The 12,766-nt window shown below is 67.2% G+C and carries 15 protein-coding genes and 1 pseudogene; 9 read left to right on the top strand and 7 right to left on the bottom strand.

What is annotated here, in order from left to right; genetic code table 11:
* The first annotated feature begins 162 nt into the window (after positions 1–162).
* Genes H0524_RS14415 through H0524_RS14405 form a run of 3 tightly spaced genes read left to right on the top strand, consistent with a single transcriptional unit; the run spans position 163 to position 1,495 of the window.
* Positions 163–819 (top strand): metalloregulator ArsR/SmtB family transcription factor, encoded by a 657-nt coding sequence (locus H0524_RS14415; RefSeq protein ID WP_180199094.1) that lies wholly within the window; start codon positions 163–165, stop codon positions 817–819.
* Between the two features lie 14 nt (positions 820–833).
* On the top strand, positions 834–1,202 hold the full coding sequence (locus tag H0524_RS14410; protein WP_180199099.1) for a hypothetical protein: 369 nt from the start codon (positions 834–836) through the stop codon (positions 1,200–1,202).
* Positions 1,199–1,495, top strand: a complete 297-nt coding sequence (locus H0524_RS14405; protein ID WP_180199093.1) for an antibiotic biosynthesis monooxygenase — start codon at positions 1,199–1,201, stop codon at positions 1,493–1,495. The genes H0524_RS14410 and H0524_RS14405 overlap by 4 nt, the downstream gene beginning before the upstream one ends.
* A 49-nt stretch (positions 1,496–1,544) precedes the next feature.
* Here H0524_RS14405 and H0524_RS14400 read toward each other — a convergent pair whose 3' ends face one another.
* The gene (locus H0524_RS14400; protein WP_180199092.1) at positions 1,545–1,979 is read right to left on the bottom strand and encodes a DDE-type integrase/transposase/recombinase; all 435 of its coding nucleotides are present in this window, start codon (positions 1,977–1,979) and stop codon (positions 1,545–1,547) included.
* A gap of 701 nt (positions 1,980–2,680) precedes the next feature.
* Between H0524_RS14400 and H0524_RS14395 the strand changes: the two genes are divergently transcribed.
* Positions 2,681–3,487 carry an alpha/beta fold hydrolase gene (locus tag H0524_RS14395; protein ID WP_180199098.1) on the top strand — a complete coding sequence of 269 codons (807 nt, stop codon included), beginning with the start codon at positions 2,681–2,683 and terminating at the stop codon, positions 3,485–3,487.
* Positions 3,488–3,735: 248 nt separating this feature from the next.
* Positions 3,736–4,194, top strand: a pseudogene (locus H0524_RS14390) (hypothetical protein); the annotation flags it as partial.
* Between the two features lie 60 nt (positions 4,195–4,254).
* On the opposite strand, the gene H0524_RS14385 reads toward H0524_RS14390, so the two are convergent.
* From H0524_RS14385 to H0524_RS24855, 4 genes are all read right to left on the bottom strand, one after another.
* Entirely contained in the window at positions 4,255–4,698 is a 444-nt protein-coding gene (locus H0524_RS14385; RefSeq protein ID WP_180199090.1) for a hypothetical protein, read from the bottom strand.
* A gap of 518 nt (positions 4,699–5,216) precedes the next feature.
* Positions 5,217–5,624, bottom strand: coding sequence for a RidA family protein (locus tag H0524_RS14380; protein WP_180199097.1), 408 nt, complete (start codon positions 5,622–5,624; stop codon positions 5,217–5,219).
* A gap of 29 nt (positions 5,625–5,653) precedes the next feature.
* Entirely contained in the window at positions 5,654–6,841 is a 1,188-nt protein-coding gene (locus tag H0524_RS14375) for an ISAs1 family transposase (protein ID WP_218942017.1), read from the bottom strand.
* Positions 6,842–7,013: 172 nt separating this feature from the next.
* On the bottom strand, positions 7,014–7,313 hold the full coding sequence (locus H0524_RS24855; RefSeq protein ID WP_255435959.1) for a hypothetical protein: 300 nt from the start codon (positions 7,311–7,313) through the stop codon (positions 7,014–7,016).
* Between the two features lie 553 nt (positions 7,314–7,866).
* Between H0524_RS24855 and H0524_RS14365 the strand changes: the two genes are divergently transcribed.
* A complete protein-coding gene (locus tag H0524_RS14365; RefSeq protein WP_180199089.1) occupies positions 7,867–8,010 on the top strand; it encodes a hypothetical protein in 144 nt (47 codons plus the stop codon).
* A 273-nt stretch (positions 8,011–8,283) separates the two neighbouring features.
* Complete coding sequence (locus tag H0524_RS14360) at positions 8,284–8,982, top strand: M24 family metallopeptidase (protein WP_180199095.1); 699 nt, start codon at positions 8,284–8,286, stop codon at positions 8,980–8,982.
* A 146-nt stretch (positions 8,983–9,128) separates the two neighbouring features.
* On the opposite strand, the gene H0524_RS14355 is transcribed toward H0524_RS14360, so the two are convergent.
* Both H0524_RS14355 and H0524_RS14350 read right to left on the bottom strand, forming a co-directional pair.
* Entirely contained in the window at positions 9,129–9,626 is a 498-nt protein-coding gene (locus H0524_RS14355) for a YcxB family protein (RefSeq protein ID WP_180199088.1), read from the bottom strand.
* A 666-nt stretch (positions 9,627–10,292) separates the two neighbouring features.
* Positions 10,293–10,952 (bottom strand): acVLRF1 family peptidyl-tRNA hydrolase, encoded by a 660-nt coding sequence (locus H0524_RS14350; protein ID WP_180199087.1) that lies wholly within the window; start codon positions 10,950–10,952, stop codon positions 10,293–10,295.
* Between the two features lie 563 nt (positions 10,953–11,515).
* Here H0524_RS14350 and H0524_RS14345 point away from each other — a divergent pair.
* Both H0524_RS14345 and H0524_RS14340 read left to right on the top strand, forming a co-directional pair.
* The gene (locus H0524_RS14345; RefSeq protein ID WP_180199086.1) at positions 11,516–11,674 is read left to right on the top strand and encodes a hypothetical protein; all 159 of its coding nucleotides are present in this window, start codon (positions 11,516–11,518) and stop codon (positions 11,672–11,674) included.
* Between the two features lie 27 nt (positions 11,675–11,701).
* Complete coding sequence (locus H0524_RS14340) at positions 11,702–12,286, top strand: phosphotransferase (RefSeq protein WP_309225108.1); 585 nt, start codon at positions 11,702–11,704, stop codon at positions 12,284–12,286.
* The last annotated feature ends 480 nt before the right edge of the window (positions 12,287–12,766 follow it).

The following is a 12,766-nucleotide window of genomic DNA, read 5'->3' as shown; positions in this document are numbered from 1 at the left end:
GGCTGCAATCCGGTGAACGGGAAGATCCACTCCGGGCGGGCTGACGTGATCACCTGCACCCCGAACATCCTGCACGACTGTCCCTAACAGACGGACATCGGGGTTACGAGACATCCCTTAGGGGGCCGAGGTGAACAGCGTGAATTTTACCCAAGCTTCCCTGTGTATATTTGGCTCGTGACGAGTCGGCGAACAGCCCTGCGGCAGGTCCTCCACCGGGCAGCCGGTGCCATGACCGCCCAGCAGGTCGCAGACGAAGTGGGCTGGCCGGTCGAGACCACCCGGCTACACCTGGAGGAGTTGGTTGGCGCGCAGCTCGCCGAGCGTGTACCCGGCGCTCCTCGCGGCCGTGGCCGCCCACCGATGACCTATCGCGCAACCGTCGGCATGGACACCGCCGGACCCACCCGGTACCGCTTGCTGGCGGGGCTGCTCGCGCGCACATTGCGCGAGCAGCCGAATGGTCGCGCACTCGCACGTGCCGCCGGACGGGCGTGGGCATCCGAGCAGCCGACGGAGGCCATCGACGGCGCCCCACTCGCTCGGGCCACAACCGCGCTCACATCCCGCTTCGATGCCCACGAGTTCGCGCCGACCGCCACGCTCACCGGGGACCGCGCCGACATCACGTTGTGGCACTGCCCCTTCCTCGACCTCATACCTGGCTACGGCGACGTCATCTGCTCCCTACACGACGGCATGGTGGACGGGATCACCCGCGCCACTGCCGGGACATCGGTGGCGGCCCAACTCACCCCTTTCCCGAGACCTGACTCGTGTCAGATCACGTTGACCCGCCGCACCCGAAGGAAAGACTGATGCCCACGACGCCAATGAAAAGTCTGCACGAACTCGGACAGGAACTCTTGACCCGCGCCCACGAAGCTTCGTCCGGGCGCGCCGTGGCCATGCTCAACGCCGATCACCGCAGCCTGAAGCAACTAGTGCTGGCCCTGCGGGCTGGATCGGCGTTGAGCGAGCACGAGAACCCGGGACAGGCCACCCTGCAACTGTTGTCGGGAACAGCCACCGTGAGCACCACCGAGATGACGTGGCACGGCTCCGCCGGCGACTACCTGGTGATTCCAGATCACAAACACGACCTTCGAGCGGTCAGTGACGCTGTCGTCATGCTGACGTTCGTCAAAGATGCCGACCGGCCTGAGCCACCCGCGGCCGCCGACCTGAGGAGCGACACATGAGCATCGTCAAAATTAATGCGATAGACATCATCGAAGGTCACGGTGACGAATTCGTCGAACGGTTCTCGGCACGCCCAGGCAAGATCGAAGATGCGGACGGATTCGAGGGCTTTCAGGTGCTGCGTCCGACCGACGACCGCACGACCTGGTTGGTGGTCACCCAGTGGCGTGACACTGAGGCGTACGACGCCTGGTACGCCACCCGCCCGCATCGCGCTCCCGAATCGGTGACCTACGCCAACAAGTGGGAGCTGTGGTCCTTCGAGGTCCTCACCGCGGCGAACCCCGCCTGAGGCCGGCGCCTGCCTGGCCGGGGTCAGAGCTACCCCGGCCAGGCAGGGATCAAGCGGTGGATGTGGCCGAAGCCGGTCCAGACCCGGCGTCGACAACCAGTCGCCAGCTCACGCGGTGACGGCGCGCCGGGTCATGGAGGCTTTCGGGGAACTGCGCTTCGGAGTACGGGTTGTCGTTCGACACGCGGGGCCGGGAGTAGGAGCGGGTGACGTCGAGATCGGCGAGGAGTCCGGCGACGGGTTTCGAGGTCGAGGAGCCACGGTCGGCGTGTAGGACCTCGGGCCGTGCGCCGTTGCGGGTGATGGCGTCATCGATCAGCTCGCGGGTGAGTATCGAGTCCTCGCCGGTGGCGACGTGCCAGCCGACGATGTAGCGAGAGCACACGTCGATGATCACGTACCGGTGGTAGAACACGCCCCGCGCTGTGGTTTTCAGGCGGGTGGTGTCCCGTGACCAGACCTGTGACGGCCCGGTCGCGCCCAACTGCGGGATCGTCCGCCCTCACCCGAGGCCTTCGCCGCGTCGTACTCCGCCACGATCCGCAGCTTGTACTCCGCGGTGACCGTCTGACGCTTCGGCCGTCCGCCCTGCTCACCTGGAGTACTGGGTAGTCACAGGGATCCTCTTCCTGTCACCCGGCACGCCTATCTCGACCGGGGAGGCTGCCTCATCTCCGCCTGACAGGCAGGGGCTCCCACCTCCTTCGTGCAATCGAGGGCGCCAGCGAAGGCGAGCAGCATGATCGAATCGATCACCACAGCGATTGTCGAAGGCGGCTGAGCGTATCCAATCGTGCGGGCAACGGTGGTCGACAGATCCGGTCGGGCTTCCCCCTGGTGGAGCCGACCACCCCATCGCCCTGGCGGACCGAGGAGTTCGAGGCCGGTCAACTGTCTGGCGGCGAACTGCTGCCGACGTTCTGGCAGGTCAGGCCACTACCCGGTGTGGACGTACGACGGGAATGCCCTTCGGTGGGCATCGACCTCAGCGCGTGCGGCGGCCGGCAGGCGGCGGGCGAAGCTATATATCGCGTTGCTTCGATCAGGGGCCGATTGTAGAGTCCCGGTTTCCTGGAAGAGCGACTACCTGTTCCTGCTCGGATGTGTCCGTGGGCTCGCCGAATGTGTCTCAGCACGCCACGAAGAATCGATGAAAGGCTACTGTTCCCGATGGAATCTCGTCGTGTGACCGTTCCTGGCGGTTTGCTTTTCACCAGCAGCGGCGGCGACCCGACTCGTCCCGCTGCCCTCTTCGTGCACTCCGGCATCGCGCACTCGCAGATGTGGTTTTCCCTGATGCGCGCGGTCGGCGACGAGTTCTTCACGGTCTCCTACGACTGTCGTTGTTTTGGTCGATCCACCACGTCGATGGGCGGCACCTACTCGGACCTGGCCGACCTGGCCGCCTTTCTCGATGCGTACGGTCTGGACAGCGCTGTCGTGGTGGGAGAGTCGCGGGGGGCCAGGCTGGCCGTCGACTTCGCGCTCACCCAGCCGCAGCGGGTGCGCGGCCTGTTCCTCCTGGCACCGGACATTGGCGGGTTCGACGCGCCGGTGGCCGACGACGAGCGGGAACTGGTCGCGGCGATCGGTGCGGCCGAGGACGCGTGGGAGGTCGAGGAGATCATCGCCAACGAGGTCCGGTTACTGGTCGACGGCCCGACCCGTGACCAGGCCGAGGGGCGCCAGGCGGTCCGCACGAGCGTGATCGAGATGTCCCGGGTGAACTACGCGCAGCAGAAGGACACCCCGGACTTCACCTCCGTCGAGCCGGCGGCGGCCACCCGGCTGCCCGACGTCACCTGCCCGGTACGAGTGCTCGTTGGTGAGGCCGACACCGCCGGGACGAAGGCGATGGCGGCCGCGCTCGAGAATGCCAGCCCGAAGGCCAGCCTCCTACGGGTGCCGGACACCGCGCACGCGCTCACCATGGAGCGTCCCGAGGTCGTGGAGCGCGAGCTCCGCTCCTGGTTGCGCGACTTCCGCCGGTGACTGGTGGGCCGGCCGTACCAGCCGGCGCCGCGAGGTCGAGTCCGCTGAGCGCGGTCTTCTTGCCGCAGCGTTTGACCAGGCCCTCGGCCTGGAATGCGTAGTCCATGTGCGGAGGCTGGACCGGTGGATCGGCGAGCTCAACCAGATCCGGCGGGTGTCTGCCGTCCTACACCAGCTGCGTACCCTGCGCTTGCACTACATCGACTACGGTCGGCTGATCGGGTACTCGAGGACGGGCCCCCGCCACGGGGGACATGGTCCTGTGCGTGGTGAGCCTCGACCCCGACGTCCCGCGCCGGGGCACGCTCGTCCTCGCCCCCGGCGACCTCGGGATCTCCGCGCGCTCCGTCGATCTCGTCGACGAGGTCAGCGGCGCGGCGCTGACCTGGTCCCAAACGCTTCCCGTTCACCTGGCCCCTGGGTGGGACGTCGCCGCCATCTACACCAGCCCCGCACCATTTCCCCTGAGGAGCGCCTGTGAGCACTGGGATCGTGCAGGCCAGCGAGCGGATCTTCGACGTGGTGTCGGTGCGCGTCGACGCCCGCGTACCTGCGAGGCGTGGCTGGACAACCTGCGGGCCAACCGGGAGGCCGCGATCGCCGCGGCCGGCGAGGAGGCGTACGCGCAGCACGAGCGCGCGAAGGCGGCCGGCGTGCGGGCGTACGCCGAGCGCTTCACCACCCTGCTGCGGATCTCGTTCGACTGAGCACACGACACGTGTCCCGGCCGGCCCCGAGGCCGGCCGGGGCACGTGTCGTCGGGATCGTCAGGCGTCGACCGGACGATCGCCGCGCTCGCGGACGGGTAGCCCACGTCGTGGGGTGATCGATGCGATCGCCGCCGCGCCGAGGACGAGCGCCGGGACCACGACGTAGACCCCGTCGCCGAGACCCAGGAGCAGGCCCCAGGCCAGCATCACCAGCGTGCACAGCGCCGTCGTGGCGCCGACGGCGCGGCCGGTCAGGTCGGCGGCGAGGGGCAGCAGGGCCGCGACCACCGGCACACCCAGCAGGTAGCCGGTGGCGGCGCCGTTGTCGGATACGGTGTCGGGCAGCAGGGCGACGACGATTCCTAGGGCCAATCCCAGGGCGACCAGCCGCAGTGACCGGCCGAGGGCCTGCGGGGCGCCCCGCCATCGTCTCAGGTAGAGCAGTGCCGCCACGATGACGACCAGCGCGAGCACTCCGCCGACAATGGCAGCGACATTCATGACGACTCCTCGGCCTTGATGATGTCGGCGACCCGGGCATCGTTCCCTCGACCGGCCACCGCTTCCGCAACGAATCGGTGAGCTGACGCAGCCGTTCCTCCTGCCGATGGGCGGCCACCGGCGACTTTACCGTCCCGACTAACCCGCGAGAAGGCCGCTTCCAGGGCTGCACCCACATCGCGCCCACCTGACAGCCACCATCCAAACAGGCCACACAGCACAAAGGGCCTGGTTCGCATTTCCGCAGCTCAGGCCTTTCACGATCTTGCGTGCTCGAAGGGATTCGAACTCCTAACCTTCTGACCCGTAGGCCGAAGTGGAATGAAATCCCTTCCACTTTCCACTCTTTAGGAAACTTGTCCGGCCGCATCCAGCCCAGTCCCCCTGCGTCCACCGCATCCCCGCAGGTCCACGCCCAACATACCGATTCGTCCGTGCTGCTCGATTCGTCGATCACCCTCAAGTGGATGCGGTAGCCGTCGGGTTGGGGGAAGGTCTGGACGCCGTGGAGTCGATGATCACTGTTGGCTCCCGATGGTCGGAGTGTCTTCGGCACAGGCGATGGCTTCGATCTCGACGCGCAGGTCAGGCGTGGCCAGACCGGCAACGGTCATGACGGTCATGCAGGGCCGCAGGTCGTTTAGCCATGCGCTCAGTCGCTTCCTCCGACGGGGCAGGTCGATCTCGCCGACGAGGTAGATCGTCAGCTTGACCAGGTCCTCCGGACGCATGCCAGCAGCCGCCAGGTTGGCCGTGACGTTCTCCAAGGCCAGGCCGAACTGCTCGATCGGATCGTCGGGAAGCTCACCGGCGGGCGTCATCCCGACCTGGCCGGAGAGCACGAGCCACCTGACCGACCCTGTGATCTCCGCCTGATGGGAGTAGGCGGCGAGCGGCGCTGCGATCTGCGGGGGGTTGCGGAACAGGGTTCCGGCAAGGTGACGATATGGCCGTTTCAGTCGAGTCCGAGTAGTTGGAGTGGCCGGTATGGGTTTCGGCTGTTGTGGCGTAGGGCTGCAGCGATGGTGGTGATGCCGGTTAGCCGGAGCAGGTTGATCGCCGTGTTGCGCAGAGTGGCCATGGCGCGGGGTGCGTTGCCGGTGCGTAGGCGGCTGGCGTCCTCGGCGTAGGTGGTGTCGCGGATGTGGTGCAGAGTTTCGATGGCCCAGTGCCCGCGCAGCCAGTCGGCCAGTTCGGCAGGGCCGGCCTGGGCTGCGCTCAGGTTGGTGATCGCGTAGACGGTGACGGTGGACCAGCGGTCAGTGGCCAGGTTCAGCCGTCGGCGGCGGATCCGTAGTGCTTGTACGGCGTGGGGAAAGTCCAGGGCGAGTGGCCCGGTGCAGGTGACTGCTTGCAGGCGGCGGATGTCGTAGCGGCCGTGCCCGCGGGTGCTGGTCTCGTCCTGGATCGGGATCTTCGTCCAGGGCAGGGTCTTGAGCTGCCGATACAGACGCGGCTGGTTCTTCTTCACGGTGAAGACGTAGGCGGCCTTCTTGGTGTCGACCAGCCAGCGGGCATGCTCGCGCTGGGTGTGTAACGCGTCGGCGGTGACGACCACCGCGGTCAGGTCGAGAGGGCCCAGCAGCGGCTGGAAGCGGGTCAGCTCGTTGGTCTTGCCGTCGACGTCGACCTGGCCCAGGACCGTCCCGGTGTGCTGGTCGAGCACTGCGAGGAGATGCACCTGTTCACCGGCCGGGCCGCTGCCCCGCAAGGTTTTGCCGTCCACGCTGTACACCCGTCGCCCGGTGGTCGCCGCCGGCTGGCACGCGAGGACCCACCGACCGACCGTGTCGTCCAGGGCGTCGGCGTCGATACCGGCCAGGATTCGCCGGAACGTGGACTCGTCCGGAGCTCGATGCACCCCGGTGAACGGATCCCGGAACACGCCCAGTTCAGCGAGGACCTGCTGCGGCGCATCAGCGGCCCATTCCGCGACCGCCGCCGCGGAGCGGGCACCGGTCAGCACCGCCGCGACGGCAGTGGCCAGGACCGCGGGCAACGCATGGACGACACCGCGGGGGTCTCGCCGGTCCGGCACTGCCGCCAACGCCGTGACCAGGCTCGACCGGCGTTGGACCGGCAACGACTCATCCAGGTGGTCCGCGTGCACGGCCAACACATCAATCAGCGATGATGATCCCAACGGGCGTGGTCCTCTTTGATCTTCCCAGACTCGACACCTGGATGATCATCGAAAGGCCGCGCCCGTCTCTATACCACCATGATCCGGAGCGTCCCCACCCAACCGGCCACAACGGTCATATCGCTACCTTGCCGGAGCCCTGGGTTGCGGAAGGCTTTCATGGTGCTCCATCTCAGATAGGCGGGTGCTGCCGGGCACGGAGGCGTTCGGTGCATTTTCTGTGGAAACCTCCGCGTAGGCGGGAAAGTCCGGTGTAGTTGAACGGCGCGGCGTAGCGAAGCTCACCGGCCGTCGCCGCCGAGGCGGCGCATTCGTGAACCGCATGCATTTCGGACGCGAACACCTGCTCGGTGATCTCCAGCCACGTCTGCATGCCGATCCGTACCCGGTGGGGTTGGAACTGAAGGAACACCCCGACCAGCGCTTCGGCGTCTTCGGTTTCCGGGCGGCCGTGGGTGAACACGCCGCTCACGACGTCCGAGTCGCCGGTGAGTAGCGCCAGCACGCGCAGGTGGGCTGCCAGTAGTTAGCTGCCTCGGCGTTTCCGACCGCGTCCAGGACGGTGAGGGAGGGCTCGACTGAGGCGTCGCCATGGCGACAGCGGTTGGGATGTGCTGATAGTCGACCAGAACAATCTGCTGGCAGTGCGCAGTCAGGTTCGGATCAAACTGTGATGGCTTCTGCATGTAAACGACATCGACATCTGCCGTCCTTGCTTTCGGTACGAGCCTGATGCTGTCGCCAATAGCAAGTATTCGGCGTCGAGACATGAGCTTCCCCCGGTCCTCGCTCCCCGATGAGGCTAGCCGACATCTAGTCGTAACACAATCGCCGATCTATGAATGAGGTGCTTCCAGGTTGTGTACCCGGCGGGCTGGCGTCACTCATTCACGTGTTCAACCAGGCAAAACGCCCGCCCTCTCGATCTGCACGGAGGCAACTTGAGTGCAGATCGGGAACGCGCAATTTCCCCGAGCAGCAATTGCGCTAAGGAGTGGCCCGTCCGACGTGGCGGTGGTGCCGAGATGTGCCAGGACCGGCACCGCGTCGCCGGGGCCTCGGAGAAGACGGCTACCCCGCATCTCGCTCCTGGCGGAGCCGACGTCGGCGTCGCCTGGGGCAAGATGACCGCGATCAACTACCACCCGGCACGCCTGGAGCGGTTGTGATTCACTAAGCGCGTGCCTGAGCTCATCGCCGCCGAAGCCCGCAGGCACCCGCCCGTCGAACGCCTCGTTACCGGTCTCGATAGCCGGCCGAGGTGACCACGCTCGCGATTCCGCTCGGCTGCGTCGACGGGCTCACCGAGGCCTACCGAGGGCCTCCGGAGATGGTCCTCGACTCGCGCGCCCGTGCCGCCAATCCGCCGTAACCTTCCTGCGGCACGCCGACAGGCTGCTCGTTCTGCTTACCGCACACCACCCATCGGAACGGTGACGACCATGACGACAACGCCTACCGAGGCCGATCGGGCCGCGCGGCTCCTGGATGCCGAAGCGAGGGCCGTCGCCCTGTTTGCCGAGGTCGAACGGCGAGGGGTGATCGCCGCAGGCCGCAGCGACCGGGAGGTCAGCGACCACATTCGCGACCTGGCCAACGAGATGTTCGACGTACGCAAGTTCTGGCACAAGCGTATCGTCCGATCAGGACCGCACACGCTCCAGCCTTACCGGCAGAACCCGCCCGACCGCGTCATCGAGACCGACGACATCGTCTTCTGCGACTTCGGTCCTATCTTCGACGGCTGGGAAGCCGACTTCGGCCGCACCTTCATCCTCGGCGACGACCCCGTCAAGCGCCGCCTCCTCGAAGATCTCCCTGAGGTGTTCGACGCTGGGCGGCGGCACTTTCATCAGCACCTCGAGATCACCGGCGAGCAACTGTTCGCCGAGATCCTGCGCCTAACCGCCGAACGCGGCTGGGAGTACGGCGGACCGCACGCCGGTCACCTCGTCGGCGAGTTCCCCCATGAACGCATCAGCGGCGACGACATCGAGTACTACATTGCCCAGGGCAGCACCGACCAGATGCGACGCCTCGATCGCACCGGGCGGACCTGCCACTGGATCCTTGAAATCCACCTCATCGACCGGCAACGCCAGATCGGTGGCTTCTACGAGCAACTCCTCGACCTGCCGTAGAAGCCGGGCACCCGTCCCGACAAGGCCCCGCATATCGGGCAGACCGCGGTGTCCCGCGGCGTGCGGGCCAGCACCACGATCCGCTCATCCTCGTCGGCCACGGGTCGGCGTCGCGGAGCGCGGTGGCGATATCTCCGAATGCGATTTCATCGGACCGGAAGCAGCCCGCGTTCGGCCAGGTAGGCACGTAGCGTCTCGGCGTCCTCGGCAGAGAGCAACCGACGGGGGATTACGGTCGCCGGCATCTGACCGACGTACAGGATCCAGAACTCGGGGGTGGCCTTAACCTGATCGACCCCGTCCCAGGCGATGCCGCTGGTCTGCGAGCCGCTGCGCATCAGAATGTTGTCGTCAGTGATCTCATAGGCGCCCTCGACAGCGTAGTCACTGGACCGTCGCCGGGCGCGCAGCCGGACCCATGGCCAGTACAGCATCGCCAGCAGGCCGCCCATGAGCATCGTCAGCCACAGCGGTTGGATCTGGTCGCCCCACCCGAGGCTGCGCGATACGGCGAGGCCGGCCGCCCCCGCCGCTGCCAGCGCCGCGCCGAGGTATAAGTACTTGCGTAGCTGATCAATGGTGAGCGCAGCGGCCACGCGGCTCGGGTAGGCGGGATCGGCCGGGACGTCAAAACGGATGTGCACGCCCAGAACGATAGTGCCCCCATAGGCCCGACGACGGGCAGCTGCGTGTCAGGTGCCGTCCTGCATGCCGCTGCGGTGACACCAGCACCGCCTAGCACGTAAGCGCCGGGCGCACCGGCAGGGAGCCCGGCCGTGCCGGTGCGCGTGACCCTCCGCGGGCTGGGTCGGATGCGCCGGGAATCCGGTTGCGCCTGCTCCGCTCCCGTCGGTACCGGATAGCAGTCGACCGATGTCCCTTCACCATGACGGTCCAGTAGCTACTCCGGTGTTCGGGCCGCGCCCGAATCCGACGATTCCGCGAGGTCGAGATGAAGATTGCTGTGGCCGGCTCCATCGCCACGGACCAGCTGATGACGTTCGACGGGTACTTCGGTGAGCTGTTTCGGGAGGCACTGCCGCACGTGTTCGTATCGTTCCTCGCGGACGAGTTGGTGATCCGGCACTCTCCTGGGGATCTGTCGTTGGTCCGGGCCGGCCAGCTGGGCTCGCTGGTTGCCGGCCTTCGCTTGGAGAGAATCGGCGCCCGGGAGTACCAGGTCGGGGAACCTCAGATACCCGATTGTGCCGCAGGGTGGGGCGGGCTACGGGACGTACAGGTCCGGCGCTGTTGGGCCCCTCGTGCATCATCCTGGGCGGTCGTCGTCGATCAGCCGGACCTGATCGTGGTCATGGCATCAGATGGACGCGGATCCGTCTGGCCGCAACCGCGGCTTCCGCCAGGATGGCCAGACGGGGCTCGGCCGAATCGAGCAGGTGCGGATGACGCAGCAGTGCCAGTGGTGACAGACGCCGGTCTGTCAGTATTGCCTCGATCATCGATCGGTCGCCGCCACAGACCAGGGACCTGACTGCATCGTGAGGTTCGGCGACAACACCGGGTGCATGGGGCAGCATGATCCGCGCGGCGATGTCCGCAGCCCGCTGAGTAGCAGCCTGGGCCTGGTTGGCGCGGCGACGTGCGTAGCGCTGCTGCGAGGAACCGCCGGCCGCGGTGCGACCCTGTACGTAGAAGCGCTCGACCTTGGAGACGGTGATGGCCGTTCCGTCCGCGACGCCGGCGGCAACCGCACCCTTACGGGCCAGCAGCACGGCGATCCGGGGCGGTCGGATGATGCCGGCCAGCAGCGTGTCGACATCCTTCGCCTCGGCCAGTCCCGGTGGCGGATACAGCGTGGCGGTATCACCGTTGTTCACGCCGGTCAGCACGAGGCCCTGCTCGGTGGCGCCGTCGTGGCGGCTGTAGAAGCCGTCGAGCCAACCACGAATTCGCTCCGGGGAGATCTCCACCCACCGCCCACCGCCGGCGGCTGGTCGTGCCCTGACCACGTGAACACCACCTATCCGGAACAGCCTGCCTGCACTCATTATCGTGAAGGCGAAGGGTTTCGGTACTTCAATACCGGAAGGTGCTGATGCTCGACAGGCGTTTTGTGGCGGAGAATTCCGCTCTGATCACGGAGAACCTGCGTCGGCGGGACGTGCAGCCGATCGACCTGCAGGAGTACATCCGCACCAGCGTGCCACCCGGGGACTCTCCCGGGTGCACCAGTTCCTCAAGGTTGAGATGGTCGACATGAATGACCGTTGGTTTCCCGCTCCGGAGCAGCTCGCGCGGGCACTGGGGGAGTATCTGAGCCGGCCGGTGGCGAGGGTTCTCGCCACGGAGGGCCTCTCGCCGGGACTGGGCCAGGCCACCGTGCTGAGGCTCGTCGCCGACCTGGGCGACGGCGGCGCGTACCGGGAGGCCCGGTTTTTCCAACCCGTTGCCGAGGGCCCTTCCCGCTCAGCTGAGCACCCGCCCGACGCGGGATCGGTGCGGTACGACGGCCGGGACTGGATCTTCGTGCGGGATGTCGCGGAAGCCATCGACCACCGCTGGACCCCCGCGGATGGGCACCACGTGGCGCGCGGAACGCTCCGATGGCGGCGACCCCACCCTGCTCGGCGCACCCTGGCTGGAACGGGACGGCTACGCGGCCCACGCACACCAGGTGGCGGCGGGCCACCGCAACCTCAGCCTGCTCGGTACGGACCCGCGGCTCGCCTGACTCTTCTCGCCCGGCCAGGTCCGGCGGCTGCATGCCTGCCTGGACGCGCTTGACCGGCTCACCGCCGAGGCTGGCCGGAGCGCACTCACCCTGCTCCATGGCGACCTCCACGTGCGCAACCTTGGCCTGGCCGCCGACGGGCGTCTGGTGCTCATCGACTGGGAGCACGTGGGGACCGGCCCGGTCGGCATCGACCTCGTGACGTTCGTCTCGCTCCACCAAGTCTTCGGAGGTATGGGCGAGCGGGCGCTGCTCACCGAGTACGCCGTGGCGCTCAGCGAGGTCGTCGGCCGGGGTCTGTACCAGGACGTCGAGCTCGGATTCGCGCCCTGCCATCTCACCTGGGGCCTGCACCTGCGGCTCGGCCCCGGCCTGACCGCCGTACGGAAGGGAGTGTTCGGTAACTCCGAGCCGGAGCTCGCACGCCATCTGGAAGACATCTGCTCGGGCTCCCTCAGGGCACCGGCTAGGCCAACGCACTCGAAATCGCAGCAGAGGACAGTTGATCGGGGGCCTGTTCCTGCCGCCGATCCCGCCGATGCCGCCGAGCGGGAGCACCAAGCGAGCTGTTCGGTCGGGTTCCGTCCACTTTGCTGCCGGACGGCAGGATGAGCTGCATGGGGCGAGCAGGCCGCATACGACGAAGTTCAGGCTGGCTAACCACCGCAGCTCCCGGTGCCGAACCAGAAAGAGGCACCGGTAGCGAGCCGCCTTACGGATCGGCTCTGTTGGCCTCCTGGGGTCGCGGGCTTCCCAGGGTGGCCGGCGGATTCCTAGCATCAGGGCGATCCCGACCAGGAAGGTGGTTGCGCTGCCATCGCAACCGGTTCCGACCACCGGCCTACAGAGCCAGGTCGAGCTGGCCGCGACCGCGGTCAACCGGATCCGGTGGCGGACTGCGGTTCGACTAACCAGGTCGCTGCTTCATGGGCGGCCTTAGTACGGCAGCCGCCATTCGTGATCATGGCTGGAGTTCGAGGGTGAGTCGCCGGGTGTAGTGGGCTCGTCTGGCTCGTGCCTGGTGGTGGCGTCGCCATCGTGACCAGCGCAGGTGGTAGGCGATGCTGCGCGTCGGCCGGATCAGTAGGACGT

The sequence above is a fragment of the Salinispora sp. H7-4 genome (assembly GCF_013416675.1).
Taxonomy (GTDB): Bacteria; Actinomycetota; Actinomycetes; order Mycobacteriales; family Micromonosporaceae; genus Micromonospora; species Micromonospora vitiensis.
This window is presented reverse-complemented; position numbering and strand designations above follow the sequence as displayed.

What these genes read in the sequence shown, in the direction of transcription:
- H0524_RS14345 (WP_180199086.1), top strand. Translation starts at nt 11,516, where the DNA reads ATGGGCACCACGTGGCGCGCGGAACGCTCCGATGGCGGCGACCCCACC.
- H0524_RS14360 (WP_180199095.1), top strand. Translation starts at nt 8,284, where the DNA reads ATGACGACAACGCCTACCGAGGCCGATCGGGCCGCGCGGCTCCTGGAT.
- H0524_RS14365 (WP_180199089.1), top strand. Translation starts at nt 7,867, where the DNA reads ATGTGCCAGGACCGGCACCGCGTCGCCGGGGCCTCGGAGAAGACGGCT.
- H0524_RS14385 (WP_180199090.1), bottom strand. Translation starts at nt 4,698, where the DNA reads ATGAATGTCGCTGCCATTGTCGGCGGAGTGCTCGCGCTGGTCGTCATC.
- H0524_RS14410 (WP_180199099.1), top strand. Translation starts at nt 834, where the DNA reads ATGAAAAGTCTGCACGAACTCGGACAGGAACTCTTGACCCGCGCCCAC.
- H0524_RS14405 (WP_180199093.1), top strand. Translation starts at nt 1,199, where the DNA reads ATGAGCATCGTCAAAATTAATGCGATAGACATCATCGAAGGTCACGGT.